This window comes from Pseudarthrobacter sulfonivorans, from assembly GCF_001484605.1.
In the GTDB taxonomy this organism is placed as follows: domain Bacteria; phylum Actinomycetota; class Actinomycetes; order Actinomycetales; family Micrococcaceae; genus Arthrobacter; species Arthrobacter sulfonivorans_A.
Genome location: NZ_CP013747.1, coordinates 4,219,171 through 4,241,999, shown reverse-complemented (window position 1 = coordinate 4,241,999; position 22,829 = coordinate 4,219,171). Strand labels below are relative to the sequence as shown.

Here is a 22,829-nt window from a genome sequence, read left to right as displayed (position 1 = left end):
GTCAGTAATCGCCTTCGGGTTTCAGGTCCCGTGCCAGCAGCAGCGGCCCCAGTTGGTCAACGGACAGTTTGCCGGCCAGGACGGCTACGACGGCGGCAGTGATGGGCATTTCGACGCCCAGTTTCCCCGCAAGTTCATGCACAGCCTGGCCGGATTTGATGCCTTCGGCTGTTTGTGTCATCTGCTGCGCCAACTGCTCAAGGGTAAGTCCCTGGCCCAGCATCCGGCCGGCCGTATGGTTTCGCGACAGAGGCGAGGAACACGTCGCCACCAGATCCCCCAGGCCTGCCAGCCCGGCCATGGTCCGTGCCTCGCCACCAAGGGCAAGGGCGAGCCTGGATGTTTCGGCCAAACCCCGGGTGATCACGGAGGCCTTGGTGTTGTCCCCCATCTGTTTACCTTCACAGATGCCCACGGCCAGTGCTATGACGTTCTTGACGATGCCGCCAATTTCCACGCCGACGACATCCGCCGTGGTGTACGGACGGAAGTACGGTGCGGTGCAGCTCCTCGCGATCCAGCCCGCGGCCGCCGCATCGGAACAGGCCACCACAGAAGCAGTCGGTTCCTCCCGGGCGATCTCCATGGCCAGGTTGGGACCGGAAACCACGGCAATGCGGTCCTTGGGAATCCCCAGTTCGTCGCTGATCACCTCACTCATCCGGGAGTCCGTGCCGAGCTCCAGGCCCTTCATCAGGGACACCACCATGGCGTCAGCGGCGATCAGCGGCTTCCATTCACGGAGCTGGAGTCGCAGTGACTGTGCAGGAACGGCCAGGACCACCAGGTCCGCGCCCGCCAGCACGTCGCTGACGTCTGTGGACGCTGTGATGCTGGGCGGCAGCTCTGTGTCCTTCAGGTACTGGACGTTTCGGTGCGTGCTGTTGATCTGCTCCACCACTTCGCTGCGTCGGCCCCAGATCCGGATGCTCCGCTGTTCCCCCGCTGCCCGAGCCGCGTCGGCGAGGATCTTGGCGAACGTGGTACCCCAGGAACCGGCGCCCAGGACGGCGACAGACCGGGCGGAACCCTGACGGCTTCCGTCAGCCATCAGGTGGCATCCGCAGCGTCGTCAGGATTTTCCCGCACAACGAAGCGACCGTGCGTGGCTTGATTGTGCTTGGAAGGGTCCCAGCGTTCAGCGGGCGGCTCCTCCCCGCGGATGTCGGCCAGCAAACCGGTCACGGCATCCATGATCTTCTCGGTAGCCGCGGTCAGCGTTGCTTTGTCCAGTGGCCGGCCCATGAACTGGCTGAGGTCAACGGGCTTGCCCACCATCACCCTGGACGTCCTGCGCGGGAAAAGGTGGAACCGCTTCGCATAACGCGGGAACACCTCATGGGCGCCCCAGTGCGCGATCGGTACCACGGGAATGCCGCCTTCCAAGGCAAGGCGGGCAGCGCCGGTGTGGCCCTTCATCGGCCACAGCGCGGGATCGCGGGTGAGTGTGCCTTCGGGGTAGATGATGATGGCCCCGCCGTCCGCCACAATCTCCTGGGCGAGCTGCAGCGAGCGGTTCGCTCCCGCCGTCGAGCGTTCCACCGGGATCTGCCGGGTGGCCCGCAGGACCGCGCCCAGGACGGGAACCTTGAACAGCCCGGCCTTCGCCAGGAAGTGCGGGGCGCGGTTCTGGTTGTAGAGAATGTGCCCCACGATCAGCGGATCGATTTCCGTGCAATGGTTAGGCGCGGCAATAAACCCGCCGGCGGGGAGGTTCTCGAGGCCTTCCCACTTCTTGTTCATCATTGCGTTCAGCACCGTGCGCACTATGGCCGCGACCACAACGAATGTGGCCTGGCTCTTGGCCGTTTCCTTCACGTACCCACCGCTACTTTGTCGAGGTGATGTCGAAGTCGGCGCCGAGGCCGGACAGCTTTTCGGTGAAACGTTCGTAGCCGCGGTTGATGATGTCGATCCCGGTCACGCGCGACGTGCCCGAAGCGGCCAGCGCCGCGATCAGGTGGCTGAAGCCGCCACGCAGGTCCGGTACGTCGATGTCGGCGCCCTTGAGCTGGGTGGGACCGGAGATGACGGCGGAGTGGAGGAAGTTGCGCTGGCCGAAGCGGCACGGCACGCTGCCCAGGCACTCGCGGTGCACCTGGATGCTGGCTCCCATCCGGATGAGCGCATCGGTGAAGCCGAACCTGTTTTCGTAGACGGTCTCGTGGACGATCGAGACGCCTTCGGCCTGGGTCAGTGCCACCACCAGCGGCTGCTGCCAGTCGGTCATAAAGCCGGGGTGCACATCCGTTTCCAGGACCAGCGGGTTGAGCTTGCCGCCCCGGTGGTAGAAGCGGATGCCGTCCTCGCCGATGTCCATGCCGCCGCCTACCTTCCGGTAGGTATTCAGGAAGGTCATCATGTCCCGCTGCGAGGCGCCTTCGACGAAGATGTCACCGCGGGTCACCAGTGCTGCCGAAGCCCACGACGCCGATTCGTTGCGGTCCGAGAGTGCGCGGTGGTTGTAGCCGCCCAGGTCCCGGACGCCTTCAATGCGGATGGTCCGGTCGGTCTGGACGCTGATGATGGCGCCCATCTTCTGCAGCACTGCGATGAGGTCGATGATCTCAGGTTCCGTGGCGGCGCCGGAAAGCTCCGTGATCCCTTCGGCGCGGGTGGCGCTGAGCAGCACCTGCTCCGTGGCACCCACCGAGGGGTAGGGCAGATTGATCTTGGCGCCATGCAGGCCCTTGGGCGCAGAGATGTGAATGCCGCCCGGGCGCTTTTCCACCACGGCGCCGAACTGGCGGAGCACGTTCAGGTGGTAGTCGATGGGCCGGTCGCCGATCTTGCAGCCGCCAAGGTCCGGAATGAAGGCCTCACCGATCGCATGGATCAGGGGTCCGCAGAGCAGGATGGGGATCCGCGAATCACCGGCGTGGGCATCGATCGCCGTGCTCGGGGCGGTTTTGGCCGCCTTCGGATCCAGGGTGAGGTCACCGCTGACGGGATCCTTGACCACCGTCACTCCGTGCAGCTGCAGGAGCGAGGTGACAACCTCGACGTCCTTGATCTCCGGAACGTTCCGCAACACCGACGGCTCGTTGCCCAGTAATGCTGCCACCATGGCCTTGGGAACAAGGTTTTTGGCCCCCCGGACGCTGACGCGGCCTGTAAGCGGGACTCCGCCGCGGATTGTCAGAACACTACTCATATACCGGTTTCCTTACGATTACTCGCCCCAAAATCCTTGCAAAGGCTCCAGCTAAGCATAGGAGGTTGCGTTACCGAACCGAAATACGGGCGCCGAAAGCCTCCGGCGCGGCGCCGTACAGGCGGCTCCGTCCGGGGCGGGAAATTCCGCGCTCCCGCTCAGGAAAGGCGGGCCGGAAGCGTTGTGGGCATAAAGGCCGGACGGGTGGTCTCGAAGGCAGTGATGTCCTCTTCGTGCTGGAGTGTCAGGCCAATGTCGTCCAGGCCCTCCAGGAGGCGCCAGCGCGTGTAATCGTCGATTTCAAAGGGTGCCACGATGGTGCCGCAGATGACAGTCTTGGAGACGAGATCAACGGTGACTTCGGTGCCGGGAGCGTTCTCGAGCTCTTTCCAGATCAGCTCGATGTCGTCCTGGGCGAGCTCGGCGGCCAGCAGACCCTGCTTGCCGGAGTTGCCGCGGAAAATATCAGCGAAACGGGACGACAGGACTGTCTTGAAGCCGTAGTCCTTCAGCGCCCAGACGGCGTGTTCACGGGACGAACCGGTGCCGAAATCCGGGCCCGCCACCAGGACGGAGCCGGCGTTGAACGGCGCCTGGTTCAGGATGAAGGCCGGGTCCTTGCGCCAGGCGGAGAACAGTGCGTCCTCGAAGCCGGTGCGGGTGATCCGCTTGAGGTAGACCGCGGGGATGATCTGGTCCGTGTCAACGTTGCTCTGGCGCAGCGGCACGCCGATGCCGGTGTGGGTGGTGAACTTTTCCATGGCGGCCTCCTAGGCTGCGTCGGTGCGGATGGCGGCGGATTCGGGAGCCGGATCGAGGTCCGACGGCGAACTCAGGGTGCCACGGATGGCCGTGGCCGCTGCCACCACCGGCGATACCAGGTGAGTGCGGCCTCCCTTGCCCTGACGGCCTTCGAAGTTTCGGTTGGACGTCGAGGCGCAACGCTCGCCCACCTCCAGCTGGTCCGGGTTCATGCCCAGGCACATCGAGCAGCCGGCGAAGCGCCACTCGGCGCCGAAGTCCTTGAAGACCTTGTCCAGGCCTTCGGCCTCTGCTTCCAGCCGCACGCGGGCCGAACCGGGCACCACCAGCATCCGGATGTTGGGGTCCTTCTGGCGCCCGCGGATGATGTCGGCAGCGGCCCGGAGGTCCTCCATGCGCGAGTTGGTGCAGGAGCCCAGGAAGACCGTGTCCACCCGGATGTCTTTCATGGGCGTACCGGCGGTCAGTCCCATGTACTGCAGGGCGCGTTCGGCGGCAGCCTTGGCGTTTTCGTCGCCGAAGTCCTCCGGGGACGGCACCTTGGCGGAAAGCGAAACACCCTGCCCTGGGTTTGTGCCCCAGGTGACGAACGGCTCCAGCGTGTCGGCGTCCAGGGCCACCTCCACGTCGAACGTGGCGTCGTCGTCGGTCCTCAGCGTGTTCCAGTACTCGACGGCGGCATCCCATTCGGCGCCCTGTGGCGCGTGCGGGCGGCCATTCATGTAGTCGTAGGTGATCTGGTCCGGGGCCACCAGGCCGGCGCGGGCACCGGCTTCGATGGACATGTTACAGATGGTCATGCGGGCTTCCATGGACAGCGCGCGGATGGCGGAACCGCGGTATTCCAGGACGTAGCCCTGGCCTCCGCCAGTGCCGATCTTGGCAATCACGGCCAGGATGATGTCCTTGGCGGTAACGCCCGGGCGCAGCGTGCCTTCGACGTTGATGGCCATGGTTTTGAACGGCTTCAGGGACAGCGTCTGGGTGGCCATGACGTGCTCCACTTCGGACGTGCCGATTCCCATGGCCAGGGCACCGAACGCGCCATGGGTGGACGTGTGGGAGTCTCCGCAGACAACGGTCATGCCAGGCTGCGTGAGGCCAAGCTGCGGGCCAACCACGTGCACAATGCCCTGTTCCGCGTCGCCGAGCGAGTGCAGGCGGACGCCGAACTCCGCGCAGTTGTTGCGCAGCGTCTGGATCTGCGTGCGGCTGGTGAGATCGGCAATGGGCTTGTCGATGTCCAGCGTGGGAGTGTTGTGGTCCTCCGTGGCGATGGTGAGGTCCGGGCGGCGCAGCTTGCGGCCCGCCAGCCGCAGGCCCTCAAATGCCTGCGGAGACGTCACCTCATGGACAAGGTGAAGGTCAATGAAGAGAAGGTCGGGCTGGGCGTTGGCTCCTTCGCCCTCGCCTTTGCGCACCACATGTGCGTCCCAGACTTTCTCGGCCAGTGTCTTTGCCACGGCCATCTCCCTTCACTGCTGTTTGGCTGTTTGGTTCCACTGAACCAGCAGGGCTGCATTATGTGCCAGCCCAAAGATTTGCATCTCAGATAATGAGACGGCAATATCATTACATGGACAATTCTAGTGGAGTCGGCGTCATTGATAAAGCGGCCCATGTGCTTGATGCATTGGAGGCCGGACCCACCACGCTGGCACAGCTGGTGGCCGCCACGGGCCTGGCCCGGCCCACCGTGCACAGGCTCGCCCTGGCCCTGATCCATCACCGGCTCGTAAGCCGCGACATCCAGGGCCGGTTCGTCCTCGGAAGCCGCCTGGTGGAGCTTGCCTCAGCCGCGGGTGAGGACCGACTCATCGCTTCCGCCGGGCCGGTCCTGATGCAGCTGCGCGACGCCACCGGCGAAAGCTCCCAGATCTTCCGCCGCCAAGGAGAATGGCGCATCTGCGTCGCCTCCGCGGAACGCCCCATCGGCCTGCGCGACACCATCCCTGTCGGTACCAAACTCTCCATGAAGGCCGGCTCCGCAGCCCAAGTGCTGCTCGCCTGGGAAGACCACGACCGGCTTCTTGAGGGCCTGCAGGCCGCCCGTTTCACGCCCACGGTGCTGGCAGGCGTACGACGGCGGGGCTGGGGACAGAGCCTCGGCGAACGCGAGCCCGGGGTCGCCTCAGTCTCGGCACCGGTCCGGGGACCGTCCGGACGCGTGATCGCCGCGGTCTCGATCTCCGGCCCCATCGAGCGGCTCACGCGCCAGCCGGGCCGCCTCCACGCCGAGGTGGTTTGCAACGCCGCGCGGATCCTCACCGAGGCCCTGCGCAAGGGCAACGACTGAAGGCTCGCCTCCGTCCAGGCCTGGGTGCCCCGGCTAGGCTGTCGGCATGAACAGCTACGCAGTCTTCCTCCGCGGGATAAATGTCGGCGGGATCAACATCAAGATGGCGGACCTCAAGACTGCGCTTGCATCGCAGGGGTTCGCGGACGTCAAGACACTGCTGGCCAGCGGCAATGTGGTGCTTGCCAGCGACGAGGATCCTGCCGCGGTCAAGCAGACGTTTGAATCGTGCCTGCGTGACGCCTTCGGCTACGACGCCTGGGTGGTTGTCCTCACGGCACGGCGGGTCTCCGAACTCGTGGCGGCCTGCCCGTATCCGGCAGACGACAAGGCAACTCACACCTACATCACGCTGGCATCGGACACCGCCATGCTCGATGAGCTTGAAGCCGCCGGCGCAGCCTTTGAGGGTACCCAGCAGAATCGCCTCGGCCCGGAGGCATTGGCCTGGCTGGCTCCGGCCGGCGGGACGTTGGACAGCCCGTTCAGCAAGATTTCGTCCAAGGCCAGGTTCAAGGCAACCACTACCACCCGGAACCTGCGGACGCTGATCAAGGTCAGGGACGCCGCAACCGCACTGGCGTAACTACCTTAGTTTCCGCCCGCAACCTTCAGTGCGGCGTTGAAGGACGCGAGCCTGCTGACCTCAATTTCAACCGGCTCCACCACGAAGTCCCGGGCAACTCCGCCCACCGCTGCCCGCAGCCGTTTCCTGGCCCGGGCTGCGCGCGCCCTCGCGGCTCCTGACCCAATGAATTTTCCAGTCAGCGCCAGGAAGATCCCCAGCACCACACCGCCGCCAATCAACAGCGTCGGCACCGGCCAGCCCTCCACCTTGGGAACCTCCGGCACGGGCAGCTGGAGATAGCCGAGCCCGGCCAGCCCACCCAGCCAGCCCAGGCCGCCCAGGACTGTCAGCAGCGCGAGCCACTGGACCACGTTGAACACGCCCCACCACCAGGACTTCCGGGACGCCATCAGGTCCGTGCCTGCGATGGCCTGGTCCAAGGCATCCGGCAACGCCTCCCGCCCTTCCCGGGCAGCACCCCTGATGGCGGCACGCCACGGTCCGGGTGCGCCCGCACTCGCCGCATCCGCAAACTCACGGACAGCAGCATCCGTCCGGGCACGTTCCGGGGCGCCCGCGGCCGGGAGCGAGGTCCGGTTAAGCTGGGACGGAGAAGAACTTCTCAGATTGAGCCGGCGGAGCGGATCAGGCCGGAACCGCACCAGCCACCGCGTCACCGGCCACCCTGTGCGGCGCGTCGACTCGATGCGGTAGGACCGGGCGACTGCGTCCACCACCACGGGCACGTTGGCGGCCGTTGCCAGCTCATCGGTAAGGCGGGTTTTCGACGCCGGCCTGACACCGGCGGCTTCCCCGGCGCCGGCGGCTTCCCGGAGCTGCCCGGAGGCCCGCGAAACATCCGCGGCAAGCCGCTGCGAAAGTGCCTGGCGCTGCACCACAACACCGCGGATCGCGCTGCGGACCTTGTCCACACCGGTGCCCTTCAGGGCGGATGCGCCCAGGACCTGAACCTTGCCCAGCCCGTCGCGGGCAAGGATCCCTTTCAAGGACTCGAGCACAGGCTGCACGTCCCGTTCGGGCAACCGGTCCACCTGGTTGAGGACCACCAGGGTCACGGCGCCATGGGCGGACAGGGGCGCCAGGAAATCGTTGTGGACCGCCGCATCGGCGTACTTTTGCGGATCCAGGACCCAGACCAGGACATCAACCAGGCCAACCATGCGCTCCACGATCTCGCGGTTCGCGGCCCTGGTGGAATCGAAGTCCGGCAGGTCCAGCAAGATCAGCCCCGTGCCCTCGTCCGCGAAGCCTGCCACGGGCTCCGCATGGTGGCGGTTGCCCACCTCAAGCCAGTCCAGCAACGGCTCGCTGCCGTCCGCTCCCCAGACACCAGCCAAAGGTTCCGACGTTGTGGGCCGGCGGGCGGCCGCCGTCGCGATTTCAGCGCCGCTGACCGCGTTGAAGAGTGACGATTTTCCGCTGCCGGTGGCACCGAAGAACCCAACAACGGTGTGATCAGCCGACAGTGACCGCCGGGAGCTCGCGCGCTCGAGGAGCTGGTACACCTCCTCGAGTGCAGCATCCGGCAAGACGCCTTCGGCGAGTTCGCGGGCATCATTGAGGGCTTCGAGCCTGCGGTCCAGCTGCGACGCTTCGCGGGCTACGCTGTGGCGGCTCATGCCTTGTCCGCCAGCCGGGCCAGGGCAGCGGCGTGGTCGGTCAGGATCCGGCCGGTGTCCGCGCCGCCCTCCGGCAGGCGTTGGAGGAATTTCTGCTGCTCTGCCTGCAGCAGCCGCTGGCAACGGGCATGGAGGTCATCCCGCGCAGTCTGCGCCAGCCGGCGGACCGCGTCTTCGCCGAACACTGCCTCGAGCAGTTTCTGGCCGACGACGGCGGTACCGCCCGCCACGCCGATCTCCAGCCCGGTGAGGCCGGCGGTCATGGAAAACACCACGATCATCAGTGCGGCACCCAGCCCGTTTATCCCGAAGGAAAGCCATCTGGCCTGCGTGCGCTTGCCCTGCCCTTCCGTGCGGATCAGTTCCATCAGGCCGGCCTGCCAGGCCCTGATCTCCGCTGCGGCCGCATCGGCAAAGCCGGGGCTGGTGCCGGACAGATCCTCCGTCCCGAGGAGCTCGCGGCCGGCCGGGTCCGAGCGCCACCGCTCGTCGGTTTCCTCGCACGCGTTGGCGGCCTCGTCCAGGATGACGGCCTGCAACCCCGTTTCGATGGCGGCCTCAACCCGGACGGCCGGCGTCGGCTCGCCCCGGAAGAACGCTCCCACGCGGTCCCGCAGCCGTCCGATGTTCTGCTCCAACGCCCGGAAGAATTCCCCTGTTCCGACGAAGTCCTGCCAGCGCGCCAGTACTTCGCCACGGAGGAGGGCGCCGTCCTTTGTTGCGTCCAGGATCCGGACCCCGGCATCGCGATAGGCGGCCTCAGCGCCTGCACGGAGCGAGGCCGCGGCACGCTCCTGCCCCTGGACCGCGTGCGCCACGGCACCGACCCGCCCGGCCAGCGCCTTCACCGTCCCGTTGAGGGTACGGCGGGCAATTTCGGACCGCCCAGCGGCGTCGGCTGCAAGTTCCTGCAGCCAGCGCCGCAGCGGCTCCACGGCGCTCGTTGGCAGCATGCCAAGATGGTCCAGGTCCGTCTCCGGCACAATGAACAGTCCGGCATCACCGAGCCCTTCCTGCCGCAGCAACGCGCGGAGATCGGCACTGACTTCGGCTTCCGCCTCCGCCGGCACACGGTCCAGGACCACGGCCACCATGATGTCCCGCGAGGACGCGTCCAGGAGCAGCTTCCACGGGACCGCGTCTGCGTAGCGGTTGGCAGTGGTCACAAAAACCCAGAGGTCCGCGGCGGCCAGCAATTGACCGGCGAGCCGGCGGTTGTCGTCGGAAATGGAGTCGACGTCGGGAGCGTCAAGCAGCGCGATCCCCTGCGGAACAGCCTTGTCCGCCACCAGCACCAGGGAGGAAATGGCCTCCGCATCGGGTGTTGCGCCGGCCCGGCTGGCCGGGACGGGTTCCGTGGAAACAGTCCCCCGGATCCGGTTGAGGGTGGGCAGCACACGGTGGCCTTCGAACCAGCCGGCATCGGCCGGGTGGTGCAGCAGAATGGGCTGCCCCGTGGTGGGCCTGATGGCGCCGGAGCGTGTGACCGCGTGCCCCACCAGGGCGTTGACCAGCGTTGACTTGCCGGCGCCCGTGGAACCCCCGACGACGGCAAGCAGCGGTGCGTCCAGGCTGCGGTACCGCGGCAGGATGTAGTCGTCCAGCTGGGCGACGGCGTTCCGCGTGTCCTGGCGCGCCTGTTCCACGTCCGCAAGGGCGAGCGGCAACGACACTGCGGGCAGATCCCCACGCACGGCCTCAAGCAAGGCCACGGCCGGCTCCGACGCCGCGTCGGGCCGGCCCGGCTGCGTTCTCGGTGCGCGCTTAGGCGGCGGAGGCTGCGTGGGACGAAGCCCGTCTGATGAGGTCACAGGATCATCATGCCAGTTGCCCTGGCTTTTCCACCGGGCCCCGGTTTTGTCCTATAACCCGCAGCGCAGCCTCCACAACGAAAAAACGGCCCCGGGCTGATGCCCGGGACCGTTCGTTGGTGACCCCAGCGGGATTCGAACCCGCGTTACCGCCGTGAGAGGGCAGCGTACTAGGCCGCTATACGATGGGGCCGCGTACTTCCAGGAAGTTTTCACTTCCAACCGGCACCAGGCCGGTTTGCTAAGTGAGTATTTCATACACTCAGCGCGCGTTTCAAATCGGCGAACCGATCTGAAACCACTGATTTGCCGCGGTTAGCCTGCGACCAAACAGAGCTGGGATACCAGGACTCGAACCTAGAATGACGGTACCAGAAACCGTAGTGTTGCCAATTACACCATATCCCAATGATACTTTCGGGCCGGAGTTTCGGGCTTCAAGCCGCGCTCCGTGCGCCTCAGCACGAGAAATTACTTTACCCGAGACTTTGGGCTGGCACAAATCGGCACCGAAGACCCAAGGTCTGAACCCTTGCCAGATCACCCGGAATAAGTTTACTCTCGGTAAGTTACCCGAGAGTAACCACCCTCTGCCTTTGCTGCAGGCACTTCGGAATTTAGTTTTCCGTCCGGACTGCCGCCCCTGGTCCAGGTGGGTGGCCGGCAGATTTCACACTGCCGGCAAACCGTCGAGAGGACCCACCGTGACACAAAGTCGTGCCGCCGCGCCCACCAAGACCCGAACCCGGGCACAGCAGCTTGCCATCGCCGTCCTGGCCCTGATGCTGATTGCTTTGCTTGGGTTTTACACCCTGGTCACCGGCAGGATCACCGACGGTTCGGCCAAGCTGATGGACGGTGCGGGCCAGGCCTCGGCCGGCGCTGAGCAGCTCCAGGACGGCGCCGGTCAGCTGGCGGCCGGCGCGGGCATGGCAGACACCGGCGCCGGCAAGCTCTCCTCCGGCGCCGACAAAGTCTTCCTGGGTGTCAGCGAGAAGCTGGCCCCGGGCGCTGAAAAACTGCAGTCCGGTGCAGACCAGCTCGCCGCCGGCGCTGTCAAGATCGAAACTGACGTCAACAACAAGCTCGCGCCCGGCGTGTACAAAGTGGACGACGGCGCCCGAAAGCTCGCCGCCGGAGCCACCCAGCTCGCCGCGGCACTGACGCCTACGGCCGCCGGAAATGCCGAGAACAACCTGGCGGACGGCGCGACTGCGCTGGATGCGGGTGCGGCCCGTCTGGCCTCCGGGACCGGCGAGCTGGCCGCCGGAACGGCCCAGCTGAAGGGCTACCGGGGAGCGAACAACTCCCCCGAGGCAGGCACCGGCACGGCGGCCTTGGCCCAGGCCCTTGAGCTGCTGGAGGCGGCTGCCTCGGACCCGCTTCAGGGTCTGGTGCCGTTGGCCGTAGTCAAGGACAAGATCGCCAAGATCACCGCTGGAGCCCATAGGCTCGACGCCGGGGCGCAGCAACTGCAGGCTGGCGCGGGGAAGCTCAATGACGGAGCGGCACAGTTGCACACTGGAACAGGGCGCCTCACCGCCGGCTTCGCCACCCTGGGTGAAAAGCTCAACAGCCGCGATCCCAACAACCCTGGTGTTGTGCTGGGTACCGAACTGCTGGCCGCCGGAACTGCCCAGATACGCACCGGCATGGACGGCGTGCCCGGCAATGCCGACCGCCCGGGCCTGATCAAAGCCGTGGCCAGTATTACTGAGGGCACCTCACGGCTGGCGGACGGCACATTGGCATTGAATGCCGGCATCAAGGGCGATCTGGCCGATCCCTCAAACCCCGGCCTGCTCCAGGGCTCCGAGGCACTGGCTGCAGGCGCTTCGGAGCTCGCTACGGGCAACACCAAGCTGGCCTCGGGATCGACAGAGCTGGCCACCGGTGCCGAGAAACTTGCTGATGGCAATGCCCGGATTGCGGATGGCACGGACACCCTGTACACCAGCGCAGCGGCCATCTCGCCCACCAGTATGGTGGGGAAGTCGGATACCGCCGTTGCCCTCGGCCTGGTTGCTGTGCTGGTGCTCGGATCCGTGGGCATCTACCTGGTGCTGTGGAACAGGCGAAGGCTGCAGTCTGCGGAGTAAGCGGCCGGTCAGCCCAGCAGCTGTGACAGCGAGGTGATCTTGTGACCGGTGAAATCCGGCGCAGGCTCCCCCACCCTGTTGAGCCAGACGCCTACCAGGCCCGCCGCCGTCGAACCGTCTGCGTCCAGCATTCTGTTGTCCCCAACGTAGAGCGTCTCCTCCGGGGCAGTCCCCAGCAGGCGGACTCCTTCGAGGTAGATGGCCGGCTCGGGCTTGGCAACGCCTACCGTGTCCGTGCCCACGAGGCGGCGGACGCGTTCCAGGCCGGCGCCGTCGAGCTTGGCCCGCTGGTAGTCGTGCACGTTGTTACTGACGGCACCGTAGGGGATGCCGGCAGCGTCCAGCAGGTCCAGGAGCGGCAGCACGTCCTCAAAGGCACGCACATACGTGGGCTGCAGCCGGCCGTAGGCCGAGAGCCACCCGTGCGCTTCTTCGCCGTCGGCAAGATCCACACCGAAGTGCCCCAGGGCGGCGCGTCCCCGCAGGAGGCGCTGGTCGTTGAAGGTCAGCTCCCCCGCCAGGTACCGGTCGTAGTAGTGCGTGGTCTCGTGCGTGAAGATCCTGCCGAAACGCTCCCACCCGGTCTGGTCCAGACCGGGCAGGAGGTGCTCGCTGACCTCACGCAGGGCGGTGGTCATGGCGTATTCGAGGTCCACCAGAGTGTCGTCGATGTCGAAGAGGACGCCCCGGATGGACCCGAAGCGTGTGCTCAGGACTCCGTCAGCCGTGGTGCCGGTGGTAGACATCAGCCGCGGAAGGTGCGGAGCCGGCTCAGGGACGAGCCCTTGCCCAGGATCACCATGGATTCGAAGAGCGGCGGCGAGATCCGGCGCCCGGAGATGGCCGTGCGGACAGGACCGAAGGCCAGCCGCGGCTTCAGCCCGAGGTCCTCCACGAGTGCCTGCTTCAGGGCCGTCTGGATCTCCTCCGGGTTCCAGTCCTGAATGGGCTCAAGGGCAGCAAGGGCGGCGTCGAGGACTTCGGTCAGGTTGGCGGGCAGGCCCTTGCGGGCGTCGTCTGCGACGTCGATCGCGTCGTCGGCCTTGAACAGGAAGGCGAGCATTTCCGGGGCCTCCCCCAGCAGGGTGATCCGCTCCTGGACGAGGGGTGCGGCCTCGGTGAGGATCTCTTCCTCCCGGTCCGTGAGGATCTCTCCGACCAGGTCCGCGGCCCTGAGGTACGGCACCAGGCGCGCACGGAAATCGGCCGCCTCAAGCAGCCGGACGTGCGTGCCGTTGATGGCCTCTGCCTTTTTCAGGTCAAAACGTGCCGGGTTGGCCAGCACATCGTGGATGTCGAAGTGCTCCACGAGCTGCTTGACGGTGAAGATGTCCTCGTCGGCGCTCAGGGACCAGCCCAGGAGGGACAGGTAGTTAAGCAGGCCTTCGGGAATGAAGCCGCGTTCGCGGTGCAGGAACAGGCTGGATTCGGGGTCGCGCTTGGAGAGCTTCTTGTTGCCCTGGCCCATGACGTAGGGAAGGTGGCCGAACTCCGGCATGTACTCGGCCACGCCGATGGCGTAGAGGGCACGGTACAAGGCGATCTGGCGGGGCGTGGAGCTGAGCAGGTCTTCGCCGCGCAGCACGTGCGTGATTCCCATCAGGGCATCGTCCACCGGATTTACCAGCGTGTACAACGGCGCGCCGTTGGCACGGACCACCGCGAAGTCCGGCACGGAGCCGGCCTTGAACGTGATCTCGCCGCGGACGAGGTCCTTGAACGTGAGGTCCTCGTCCGGCATCCGCAGGCGCAGCACGGCCTGGCGGCCTTCTGCCTTGTACTGGGCCAGCTGTTCCTCGGTGATGTGACGGTCAAACCCGTCATAACCCAGCTTGGGGTCGCGGGACGCCGCACGATGGCGGGCTTCGATTTCAGCCGGCGTGGAGTAGGACTCGTAAATGTGGCCTCCGGCCTTCAGCCGGGCGATGACATCCTGGTAGATGTCGCTGCGCTGGGACTGGCGGTACGGCTCGTGCGGGCCTCCCACCTCGACACCTTCGTCCCACGTGATGCCCAGCCACTTCAGCGCATCCAGCAGCTGGTGGTAGCTTTCCTCGCTGTCCCGCGCCGAGTCCGTGTCCTCGATGCGGAAGACCAGGGTTCCCTTGGTGTGCCGGGCATAGGCCCAATTGAACAGCGCCGTCCGGATCAGGCCCACGTGCGGGGTGCCCGTGGGTGACGGGCAGAACCGCACCCGGACCGGGGTTTCGGCAGTGACGGACGGGATGGCGGCAGGGTTCAGCGCGGAGGCAGTAGTCATAGTGGTTCCAACTTTACCCGTCAGCGGCGGACCACCGGGTTGGACAGCCGACCGATGCCCTCGATCTCCACGTCGTAGCGGTCCCCCGCGGTGACGAGGTCGACGCCGGCCGGGGTGCCGGTCATGATGACGTCCCCGGGGAGCAGCGTGAAGGCCTGGGACACGATGGAGACGATTTCCCGGACGCCGCGGATCATCTGGCTGGTGCTGCCGTCCTGGCGCAGTTCGCCGTTGAGCCAGCCCTTGATGGCCAGGTCCTCGGTGTCCAGCTCGGTCTCAATCCACGGTCCGAGGGGTGCCGAGGTGTCGAAGCCTTTGGCCCGGGCCCACTGCAGGTCCGTTTTCTGGACATCGCGGGCGGTGAGGTCGTTGCCGCAGGTGTAGCCGAAGATGACGTCGTCGACGCGGTCTTCCGGGACGTCCTTGCAGATCCGGCCGATGACCACACACAGTTCGGCCTCGAACGAAACCTCGTCTGAGAATTCCGGCAGCACAATGGGGTCGCCGGGGCCGATGACAGAGGTGTTCGGCTTCAGGAACAGCAGCGGCTGCTGCGGGACCTCATTGCCCAGCTCGGCGGCGTGCTCGGCGAAGTTGCGGCCCACGCCGATCACCTTGCTGCGGGGAATGATCGGGGCCAGGAGCCGGACGTCTTCAAGCTTGTGCTTGACGTGGGTGCGCTCCACGCCGTTGAAGAAGGGGTCGCCGTTGATGACAGTGATTTCCTCACTGCCGGGCTCGCCTTCAACAACGCCGTAGAGGGGATCAGAATCGACTACAAACCTGGCAATACGCATGGTGGCTAGCCTACCGTCTTGAGCTGGCGCCCCTGCCTTTGCGTCATGTCCTAAGGTCAGGCGCCGGGCAGTCCACGGAGGTAGTCGAGCTGCGCGGCCACCGACATTTCGGCCGCCCGCCGAACGGAAGGGTCGACGTCGGCGTACACGGCGTCTGCCACGTCCGCCACCGTGGCGTCCCCGCCGAGCCGGACCAGCGCTGCGCGGATCTGCGCCAGCCGCTCCTGCCGGTGCTCGCGGTAGGCACGGGTGATGGCCTCCAGGGAGGGCAGAACCGGGCCGTGGGCCGGCAGGACGGTGGCCTGGCCAAGGGCTTCGAGCCGGTCCAGGGACTCGAGGTAGTCCCCCAGCCTGCCGTCAGGGTAGTCCAGCATTGTGGTGCCGCGGCCCAGGATGGTGTCGCCGGTCAGTATGGAACCGTGCGGGCCGTCGTCGGGAAGGTGGAAGCAGACGCAATCGGAGGTGTGACCCGGCGTGGCCAGGACCCGGATGGAAACACCCGCCGCGTGGATGGTTTCACCGTCCTGCAGGGTCTCGCCGCGGTGGCAGTGCCGGGGATCGGCCGCGCGGACGGGGGCGCCGGTGAGCTCATGGAGGCGCTGTGAGCCTGCGGTGTGGTCGGCATGCCGATGCGTCACCAGAATGAGTTCCACGGGGCCCACATCCGCGAGGCGGCGGAGGTGGCCTTCGTCCGCAGGACCCGGATCCACCACCACGGATGTACTGGCGCCGGGGGCGGAGATGACGTACGAATTGGTGCCGTCCAGGCTCATGGGCCCGGGGTTGGGTGCCAGGAAGAAAGCCGTCAGTGGGCTGGCAGCGACTGGAATGCCGCTCGAGGTGGAGTTCACTGCACCATCTTCGCATCAGGACGGCACGGAATAACCGCACCCCCGGGGCGGGTTATGGCTGGTGAACCCACCGCCCAGAGAGAGCAGCCAGGCACCACCATGAGCACTTCACCCACCATCTCGCTGTCCGAGCTGTTGTCCGGCGCCGACGCCGCGGGACACGACCACGCACTGACGGAGAAGAACAGCGGCCTGCAGCACATCCACAACCACGCGACCGGGGCCATCGTCTGGTTTCCCACGTGGCGGAAGTTCCGCGAGACGTCCGATTGGAGCGAGGAAGTCGATGCTTTCGTCGAGGACTTCAGATCAGGTGCGCTACCTGTGGAAGCCGGGGCGTCCAGGTTCCTGGCCCGTGACCTCGACGCCCTCCTGACGCGCGCTGCCGCGTCCAGCGACGCAAACGTCTTTGTCCAAGAGAACCTCACGAAGCACCTGACCCGGACCTGGGCTGTGGCCGACGCCGTTGCGGAGGCGGCAGGGACGGATCTGCCCACCGGCGGCACCAAACCGTCCATCTTTGCTGACTATCCCTACGACGTTTACGCCCAGGACGGCGGCGCCTTCGCCACCGCACTCTGGAACGACGTCATCGATGCCCGCCGCAACCGCGCCCTGGCCGACGAAGCGGCGCGGAAGGCCCTGAAGCCGGTCTCGCGCAAGGCCCTGAAGAACGCTGCCCGGAAGGCCGCCCGCCGCTGAGGGTGCCTGGAAACAGCAACGCGGGGTCACTTAACGCCCATTCCGATGGAGATATCGGGCGTTAAGTGACCCCGCGTTGTGGTGGCCGGGGCGCGAACGTGGTGTTTAGGCCAGGCGGGTCAGCCAGCCGTGGGTATCCGGCACGGTTCCGGTCTGGATGCCGAGGAGCCGTTCGCGGATGGCCATGGTGGTCTCCCCCGCCTTCGCGTCCTCGGAGCCGATGAATTCGGTGGTGTCCTTGAGGACACCGATCGGGGTGATCACCGCTGCGGTGCCGCAGGCGAAGACCTCGGCGATCTCGCCCGAGGCAACGCCGTCGCGCCATTCATCCAGGGTGATCTTGCGCTCGGCGACCTCGCGGCCCATGTCCTTGGCCACCTGGATGACGGACATCCGGGTGACGCCCTCCAGGATTGTCCCGCTCAGCGCGGGCGTCACCAGCGAGCCGTCCTTCATCACGAAGAAAACGTTCATGCCGCCGAGTTCCTCTACGGCGTTGTCATTGAAGTGGTCCAGGAACAGCACCTGCTTGCAGCCGTTGGCTTCGGCTTCCTGCTGGGCGATCAGGGAGGCGGCGTAGTTGCCGCCGCACTTGGCCGCACCGGTGCCGCCGCGGCCTGCGCGGGCGTACTCGCGGGAGATCCAGATGGACACGGGCTTGAGTTCGCCGCCGAAGTAGTTGCCGGCGGGCGATGCGATCACCCGGAAGGACACCTCCCGCGCTGCCCGGACACCCAGGAACGCCTCCGTGGCGATCATGAACGGGCGCAGGTACAGGGCCTCGCCGTCACCGGCGGGAACCCATTCCTTGTCCGCCTGCACCAGTTCCCGGATGGCGCCGAGGAAGTATTCCTCGGGCAGTTCCGGAAGTGCCAGGCGTCGGGCCGACTTGTTCAGGCGGGCCGCGTTGGCCTCCGGACGGAAGGTCCAGATTGAGCCGTCAGCGTGGCGGTATGCCTTGAGGCCTTCGAAGATCTCCTGGCCGTAGTGCAGCACCGCGGCAGACGGGTCCAGGGAGATGGGTCCGTAGGCCTCAACGCGGGCGTTGTGCCAGCCACCCTCGCCTTGCTCGTCCACGCTGTAGTCGACGACGGCGGTGTGGTCGGTGAAGTAATTGCCAAATCCCGGGTTGGCCAGGATGGCTGCACGCTCTTCAGCTGACTTCGGGGTTGCCGAGAGCTGCTGGTTAAATTCGACGCCATGGGCGGTCTGAGTCATGGTTCCTCCACGATCGGCTGCCTTCTGAATGTGGTTCAACACTGAACCGCAGGGCAGCATTTGGTGATTCGAAACAAGCTTACGCCCGTTGGCAGGACCTTCCGGCCGGGCCTAGAGCGCTGCGGCGATGGCGTCCCCGACGGCGCTGGTACTGCGGGCGCCGCCGTCGCGGGTTTCGACGTCGGCGATCACCGCAGCTTCGATCCTGCGGGCCGCGGCGGTGTAGCCGAGGTGGTCCAGCAGGAGCACCGCCGACAGGATGGCCGCGGTGGGATCTGCCTTCTGCTGTCCGGCGATGTCCGGGGCCGAACCGTGGACCGGTTCAAACATGGACGGGGCGGTGCGGTCCATGTTGATGTTGCCCGACGCCGCCAGCCCGATGCCGCCGGTGATGGCTGCAGCGAGGTCAGTGAGGATGTCGCCGAAGAGGTTGTCGGTGACAATGACATCGAAGCGTGAGGGGTCGGTGACCATAAAGATGGTGGCCGCATCAACGTGCAGGTAATCGTGGGTGACCTCCGGGAATTCCTGGGCCACCGCCTCGACGGTGCGCTTCCACAGGTGGCCGGCGTAGACCAGGACGTTGTGCTTGTGCACCAGGGTCACATGCTTGCGTTCCCGGGCGCTGGCGCGGCGGAAGGCATCGCGGACAACGCGCTCCACGCCATATGCCGTGTTCAGTGAGACCTCGGTGGCCACCTCGTGGGGTGTGCCGGTGCGAAGCGAGCCACCGTTGCCCACATATGGACCCTCGGTTCCCTCACGGACGACGATAAAATCGATGGTGCCGGGATTGGCCAGCGGGCTCCCGACTGTTCCGTACAGCCGCGACGGCCGCAGGTTGACGTAGTGGTCCAGGCTGAAGCGGAGCTTGAGCAGCATCTCCCGCTCGATGATGCCGGACGGAATCCGGGTGTCGCCGGGGGCGGCACCAACAGCACCGAAGAGGATCGCGTCCCGTGTCCGCAGGTCGGCGAGGACCTCATCCGGAAGGGTCTCGCCGGTGGCCAGCCAGTGCTCGGCACCGAGCTGGTAGTGGGTCTGCTCGAGGACAACGCCTTCAGCGGCGACAGCCTTTTCAAGGACCTTCAGTGCCTCGGCAATGACCTCTGGGCCAATGCCGTCACCGGGAATGACAGCGAGATTGATCGTGGATGCGCTCATGCTCCAAGAATATTTAGATCATCCGCATGCCGGACAATCAGTCTCATTTACTGAGACGGAGGAGTGGGTCCTCCGGTGAGGCCACCACCACCACGTTGGTGCCCCAGGCATCACCCGTATAGCAGGAAATCAGGACCAGCCTGTTGGGTGCCACCTGCCAGATGCGGCTGTCTTTGAGCCCGGATTTTTCGTAGGTAGTCACTGAATCCACCAGGTAGGCCACTTCGCCCGTGGCTGTGGCCACGGTCAGCCTGTCACCTGCCGCCGCGTGTGTACTCAGCCGGTTGAAAGGCGCATCCCGGTCCGTCCAGCTATGCCCGGCAATATAGGTGGTATTGACCGAGCCCGCGCCGGGGGCACCGTAAGGCGACAGCCAGTAGCCGTCCATGGTGGGGGGCGGCACGATGGTCTGGGTGGCCTGGTCCTCGCCGGTGGGTTCGAGCGGATGGACCACCACATCGATGTCAGCGGCCGGGTACACCAGCCGCTGCGGCGGCGACGCCGCCGGACCGGCCGGGACGGGCGTGCCGGTATCCACCGAGGGTGTGGGGGTGGCTGGCACTGGAGTTGGGGCCGTCGGCTGCACAGCAACCCCGGTCACCGTCGGCGACGCTCCCGGCCCGGCCAGGAGTGGCAGAAATGCGAACGCCAGGTAGGCCAGCACTCCACACAGCGCCACAAAGACAATGCTCTTGGCGGTGAAGAGCCTTCCATCGCTGTCCATCGTTACCCGCTGTCAGTCGGATTTGCCCGGTTTGCCGGCAGGCGCCGTGCCCATTGTGGCCACGGCGCCTGCCGGTGATTCAAACAGCGCCCCTGCGGGCGCCAGTAGCCGGCGTCATTCCTTCCGGTGCCGGGATACGGTACCGCTGGCAGCCAGGGTCCTGCGGGCAGCCACTCCCGCTGCAGCGAGCAACATTACGACGATCCCAGCGGCCCAGGGGGCGATGGAAACGTCAGTCGAACCTGCCACTGCAGTCTGGACATTGAAGCCAGGGTTGTTGGCAGCTACGGCACCTTGACCCGCCGGCGCACCCACAACTGCCCCACGGGGAGTTTCGCCCGGCGTCACCGGCGTAACAGCAGGCGGGACCACCGGAGGAACAACAGGCGGCACTACTGGCGGCACCGTTGTGGGAACGCAGCCGTTGTTATAGGTTGCCTGCCCGTTAGCCGTCCAGTTCTGGCCTGCAGGCAGCACGTTGCCGTTGTTCGGCGGGATGATGTCTTCAGTGTGCTGGTGGTTGGCGTTGGCGTGGCCGTTGAGCCCCTGCAGGGCGATCGTAATCGGCTTGTACGGGTTCGTGTCCGAGCCCGTGGCGTGGCAGATGCTGATCTTGTGATCGCCGTGGCCGTTACCCTCGCCTGGTGCGGCGCAGCCTGCATTCCAGATGCTTGCCTTGTCAAGGTTCTGGCCTCCGGGTAGGACTTTCCCGTCGTTGGCCGGAATGATGTCCTCCTCGTGCTGGTGGCCCACGTGGGCGTTGAGCGCGTTGAGGCTGATGGTCACCGGCCTGTAGGGATTGCTTTCCGAGCCGGTGGCGTGGCAAATGGTGATCTTTTTCTCGTCCTCAGAAGGTGAAGCGGTGGCCGGCGCAGTGGCACCCAATAGCGCAAGACCCGCGACACCAAAAGCGGCAAGGATCCGTTTCATTTCCGTCTCCATCCATTGTCTGGTCCAAACTGATCAGACAGGTGGAAGAACGGCGCCATCCCCGACACGGAGGGCTAAGGCAAACAGACAGCATCGGGGCGACGGTTCTCCCAGATGCGAATCATCAGTTTGCTAACCAGATAAGGCTAGACAGACGGACACCATGATGTCTCCAGTACTCAGTACCCGCCTTACAAGATGGGCCCTACTGACCGGCCCCGGAACCGTACTCAGTCCGCGTACCAGCAAGTAGCCAGCAGGGACATACCTAGGCTTCGGCCGGTTCCTCATACTTGGGGAAGACGGGCGCCGGAGCCGGCAGCGGAGTTCCGGCGACAATAGGTGTGGTGAGCGCGGAGAACTGGCGGGATCCGCCGTCGGGCTGTCCCAAGGTGTCCAACAGCGCGGCCGTGGCGGTGGGCATCACTGGCTGGGCCAGGATAGCCACGATGCGCAGCACTTCCAGCGTCACGTACAGCACGGTGTTCATGCGTTCGACGTCGGTCTTCCGCAGTACCCAGGGAGCCTGCTCGGCAAAGTAGGCGTTGGTGTCCCCCAGGACGCCCCAGATGGCCTCGAGTGCGCGGCTGAATTCCTGCTTTTCGAAGGCGGCCCGGGCAGTCTCCAGGAGCCCGTTGGCCTGTGCCAGGATCGCGGTGTCTTCAGCCGTGAAGGCACCCGGAACCGGGACCCGGCCCTCGCAGTTCTTGGCCACCATGGACAGCGAACGCTGCGCCAGGTTGCCGAAGTTGTTGGCCAGGTCCGAGTTCATGCGGCCCACGATGGCTTCGTGGTTGTAGCTGCCGTCGGCGCCGAACGGGACCTCTCGGAGGAAGAAGAACCGTACCTGGTCCAGCCCGTACTGCGCCACGAAGTCTGCCGGTGCCACCACGTTGCCGAGCGACTTGGACATCTTCACACCGTTGTTGTGCAGGAAGCCGTGGATCATGACGCGCTTGGGCAGCTCAAGGCCGGCGCTCATCAGGAACGCCGGCCAGTAGATGGCGTGGAACCGTGAGATGTCCTTGCCGATCACATGCACATCGGCGGGCCAGAACTTCTTGAAGGATTCCGACTCGACGTCCGGGTAGCCGACGCCGGTCAGGTAGTTGGTGAGCGCGTCAACCCAGACGTACATCACGTGCTTGTCGTTGCCGGGGACGGGGACACCCCAGTCGAACGTGGTGCGGCTGATCGACAGGTCTTCGAGGCCGCGCTTGACGAAGCTGATGACCTCGTTGAAGCGGGACTGCGGTGCTCCGAACTCCGGTTGGGCCTCGTACAGCGCCAGCAGGCGGTCCTGGTAGGAGGACAGCCGGAAGAAGTAGCTCTCCTCAGCCGTCCACGTCACCTCGGTGTCCGTCTCCTTGGAGTACCGCACGCCGTCGTCCTTGACCAGGGTGTCGTCCTCCACGTAGAAGGCCTCGTCCCGGACGGAGTACCAGCCCTCGTACTTGGACAGGTAGACATCGCCGTTGGCTTCCATCTTCTTCCAGATGGCCTGCGACGCGGCGTAGTGGTCAGCGTCCGTGGTCCGGATGAAGCGGTCGTAGGTGATCCCCAGCGCGGCGTGGGCAGACTTGTAGACTTCCGCGTTGCGGTCCACCAGCTCCTTGGGCGTGACGCCTTCCTTCTCGGCCGCCTGCGCAATCTTCATACCGTGCTCATCCGTGCCCGTCAGGAACATCACGTCAAAGCCGTCCAGCCGCTTGAAGCGCGCCATGGCGTCGGTGGCGATGTACTCGTAGGCATGTCCGATGTGCGGAACACCGTTCGGGTAGGTGATGGCCGTGGTGATGTAGAACGGGGTTTTGGCTGTTGCGCTCACGTGCGGACGTTACCTTTGGTGCGAA

Annotated in this window: 20 protein-coding genes and 2 tRNA genes; 4 read left to right on the top strand and 18 right to left on the bottom strand. The window is 65.8% G+C overall.

The features are described 5' to 3' along the window. Position 1 precedes the first annotated feature (1 nt). The 5 genes from AU252_RS19245 to leuC form a co-directional block, all read right to left on the bottom strand. Entirely contained in the window at positions 2-1,051 is a 1,050-nt protein-coding gene (locus AU252_RS19245) for an NAD(P)H-dependent glycerol-3-phosphate dehydrogenase (protein WP_058932094.1), read from the bottom strand. Next, positions 1,051-1,818, bottom strand: coding sequence for a lysophospholipid acyltransferase family protein (locus AU252_RS19240; RefSeq protein WP_058932093.1), 768 nt, complete (start codon positions 1,816-1,818; stop codon positions 1,051-1,053). Before AU252_RS19240 ends, AU252_RS19245 begins: the two co-directional genes overlap by 1 nt. 10 nt (positions 1,819-1,828) lie before the next feature. Beyond that, positions 1,829-3,154, bottom strand: a complete 1,326-nt coding sequence (gene murA / locus AU252_RS19235) for a UDP-N-acetylglucosamine 1-carboxyvinyltransferase (protein ID WP_056349177.1) — start codon at positions 3,152-3,154, stop codon at positions 1,829-1,831. 158 nt (positions 3,155-3,312) lie between these two features. Further along, complete coding sequence (leuD, locus tag AU252_RS19230; RefSeq protein WP_058932092.1) at positions 3,313-3,915, bottom strand: 3-isopropylmalate dehydratase small subunit; 603 nt, start codon at positions 3,913-3,915, stop codon at positions 3,313-3,315. 9 nt (positions 3,916-3,924) lie between these two features. Then, entirely contained in the window at positions 3,925-5,379 is a 1,455-nt protein-coding gene (gene leuC / locus AU252_RS19225) for a 3-isopropylmalate dehydratase large subunit (protein WP_058933062.1), read from the bottom strand. Between the two features lie 113 nt (positions 5,380-5,492). On the opposite strand from leuC, the gene AU252_RS19220 reads away from it, so the two are divergent. Next, positions 5,493-6,212: an IclR family transcriptional regulator gene (locus AU252_RS19220; RefSeq protein WP_058932091.1), complete on the top strand. Its 720-nt coding sequence runs from the start codon at positions 5,493-5,495 to the stop codon at positions 6,210-6,212. A 46-nt stretch (positions 6,213-6,258) separates the two neighbouring features. Beyond that, positions 6,259-6,798, top strand: coding sequence for a DUF1697 domain-containing protein (locus AU252_RS19215; protein ID WP_058932090.1), 540 nt, complete (start codon positions 6,259-6,261; stop codon positions 6,796-6,798). 5 nt (positions 6,799-6,803) lie between these two features. On the opposite strand, the gene AU252_RS19210 is transcribed toward AU252_RS19215, so the two are convergent. From AU252_RS19210 to AU252_RS19195, 4 genes are all read right to left on the bottom strand, one after another. Further along, positions 6,804-8,420, bottom strand: coding sequence for a GTPase (locus tag AU252_RS19210; protein WP_058932089.1), 1,617 nt, complete (start codon positions 8,418-8,420; stop codon positions 6,804-6,806). Next, on the bottom strand, positions 8,417-10,132 hold the full coding sequence (locus AU252_RS19205) for a dynamin family protein (RefSeq protein WP_058932088.1): 1,716 nt from the start codon (positions 10,130-10,132) through the stop codon (positions 8,417-8,419). The genes AU252_RS19210 and AU252_RS19205 overlap by 4 nt, the downstream gene beginning before the upstream one ends. 216 nt (positions 10,133-10,348) lie before the next feature. Beyond that, a tRNA-Glu gene (locus AU252_RS19200) sits at positions 10,349-10,424 on the bottom strand. A 143-nt stretch (positions 10,425-10,567) separates the two neighbouring features. Beyond that, positions 10,568-10,639, bottom strand: a tRNA-Gln gene (locus AU252_RS19195). A gap of 296 nt (positions 10,640-10,935) precedes the next feature. Between AU252_RS19195 and AU252_RS19190 the strand changes: the two genes are divergently transcribed. Then, positions 10,936-12,330 (top strand): hypothetical protein, encoded by a 1,395-nt coding sequence (locus AU252_RS19190; RefSeq protein WP_058932087.1) that lies wholly within the window; start codon positions 10,936-10,938, stop codon positions 12,328-12,330. 8 nt (positions 12,331-12,338) lie between these two features. Here the strand turns inward: AU252_RS19190 and AU252_RS19185 are convergent, their stop codons facing one another. From AU252_RS19185 to AU252_RS19170, 4 genes are read right to left on the bottom strand one after another with little or no spacing between them, the layout of a single operon-like run. After that, complete coding sequence (locus AU252_RS19185; RefSeq protein WP_058932086.1) at positions 12,339-13,076, bottom strand: HAD family hydrolase; 738 nt, start codon at positions 13,074-13,076, stop codon at positions 12,339-12,341. Next, positions 13,076-14,590, bottom strand: a complete 1,515-nt coding sequence (gene gltX, locus AU252_RS19180; RefSeq protein WP_058932085.1) for a glutamate--tRNA ligase — start codon at positions 14,588-14,590, stop codon at positions 13,076-13,078. The genes AU252_RS19185 and gltX overlap by 1 nt, the downstream gene beginning before the upstream one ends. Positions 14,591-14,610: 20 nt before the next feature. After that, the gene (locus AU252_RS19175; protein WP_058932084.1) at positions 14,611-15,387 is read right to left on the bottom strand and encodes a fumarylacetoacetate hydrolase family protein; all 777 of its coding nucleotides are present in this window, start codon (positions 15,385-15,387) and stop codon (positions 14,611-14,613) included. A 56-nt stretch (positions 15,388-15,443) separates the two neighbouring features. Further along, positions 15,444-16,238 carry an MBL fold metallo-hydrolase gene (locus AU252_RS19170; RefSeq protein ID WP_058932083.1) on the bottom strand — a complete coding sequence of 265 codons (795 nt, stop codon included), beginning with the start codon at positions 16,236-16,238 and terminating at the stop codon, positions 15,444-15,446. 99 nt (positions 16,239-16,337) lie between these two features. On the opposite strand from AU252_RS19170, the gene AU252_RS19165 reads away from it, so the two are divergent. Next, positions 16,338-16,940 (top strand): hypothetical protein, encoded by a 603-nt coding sequence (locus tag AU252_RS19165; protein ID WP_240484231.1) that lies wholly within the window; start codon positions 16,338-16,340, stop codon positions 16,938-16,940. Between the two features lie 105 nt (positions 16,941-17,045). On the opposite strand, the gene AU252_RS19160 is transcribed toward AU252_RS19165, so the two are convergent. The 5 genes from AU252_RS19160 to metG all read right to left on the bottom strand — a co-directional run bounded on the left by AU252_RS19160 (position 17,046) and on the right by metG (position 22,804). Further along, a complete protein-coding gene (locus AU252_RS19160; protein WP_058932081.1) occupies positions 17,046-18,158 on the bottom strand; it encodes a branched-chain amino acid aminotransferase in 1,113 nt (370 codons plus the stop codon). A 111-nt stretch (positions 18,159-18,269) separates the two neighbouring features. After that, positions 18,270-19,322 carry a 3-isopropylmalate dehydrogenase gene (locus tag AU252_RS19155; protein WP_056349215.1) on the bottom strand — a complete coding sequence of 351 codons (1,053 nt, stop codon included), beginning with the start codon at positions 19,320-19,322 and terminating at the stop codon, positions 18,270-18,272. 43 nt (positions 19,323-19,365) lie between these two features. Beyond that, positions 19,366-20,046, bottom strand: coding sequence for a class F sortase (locus AU252_RS19150; protein ID WP_058932080.1), 681 nt, complete (start codon positions 20,044-20,046; stop codon positions 19,366-19,368). Positions 20,047-20,160: 114 nt separating this feature from the next. After that, entirely contained in the window at positions 20,161-20,976 is an 816-nt protein-coding gene (locus AU252_RS19145) for a hypothetical protein (protein WP_058932079.1), read from the bottom strand. Between the two features lie 268 nt (positions 20,977-21,244). Continuing rightward, a complete protein-coding gene (gene metG / locus AU252_RS19140) occupies positions 21,245-22,804 on the bottom strand; it encodes a methionine--tRNA ligase (protein ID WP_058932078.1) in 1,560 nt (519 codons plus the stop codon). Positions 22,805-22,829: the final 25 nt, after the last annotated feature.

Excerpts from the sequence above, each read along its gene's own strand:
- AU252_RS19220 (WP_058932091.1), top strand. The coding sequence starts at position 5,493 with ATGGACAATTCTAGTGGAGTCGGCGTCATTGATAAAGCGGCCCATGTG.
- AU252_RS19185 (WP_058932086.1), bottom strand. The coding sequence starts at position 13,076 with ATGTCTACCACCGGCACCACGGCTGACGGAGTCCTGAGCACACGCTTC.
- murA (WP_056349177.1), bottom strand. The coding sequence starts at position 3,154 with ATGAGTAGTGTTCTGACAATCCGCGGCGGAGTCCCGCTTACAGGCCGC.
- AU252_RS19175 (WP_058932084.1), bottom strand. The coding sequence starts at position 15,387 with ATGCGTATTGCCAGGTTTGTAGTCGATTCTGATCCCCTCTACGGCGTT.
- AU252_RS19160 (WP_058932081.1), bottom strand. The coding sequence starts at position 18,158 with ATGACTCAGACCGCCCATGGCGTCGAATTTAACCAGCAGCTCTCGGCA.
- AU252_RS19245 (WP_058932094.1), bottom strand. The coding sequence starts at position 1,051 with ATGGCTGACGGAAGCCGTCAGGGTTCCGCCCGGTCTGTCGCCGTCCTG.
- AU252_RS19150 (WP_058932080.1), bottom strand. The coding sequence starts at position 20,046 with ATGGACAGCGATGGAAGGCTCTTCACCGCCAAGAGCATTGTCTTTGTG.
- gltX (WP_058932085.1), bottom strand. The coding sequence starts at position 14,590 with ATGACTACTGCCTCCGCGCTGAACCCTGCCGCCATCCCGTCCGTCACT.
- leuD (WP_058932092.1), bottom strand. The coding sequence starts at position 3,915 with ATGGAAAAGTTCACCACCCACACCGGCATCGGCGTGCCGCTGCGCCAG.
- AU252_RS19155 (WP_056349215.1), bottom strand. The coding sequence starts at position 19,322 with ATGAGCGCATCCACGATCAATCTCGCTGTCATTCCCGGTGACGGCATT.
- AU252_RS19145 (WP_058932079.1), bottom strand. The coding sequence starts at position 20,976 with ATGAAACGGATCCTTGCCGCTTTTGGTGTCGCGGGTCTTGCGCTATTG.
- AU252_RS19210 (WP_058932089.1), bottom strand. The coding sequence starts at position 8,420 with ATGAGCCGCCACAGCGTAGCCCGCGAAGCGTCGCAGCTGGACCGCAGG.
- AU252_RS19165 (WP_240484231.1), top strand. The coding sequence starts at position 16,338 with ATGAGCACTTCACCCACCATCTCGCTGTCCGAGCTGTTGTCCGGCGCC.
- AU252_RS19215 (WP_058932090.1), top strand. The coding sequence starts at position 6,259 with ATGAACAGCTACGCAGTCTTCCTCCGCGGGATAAATGTCGGCGGGATC.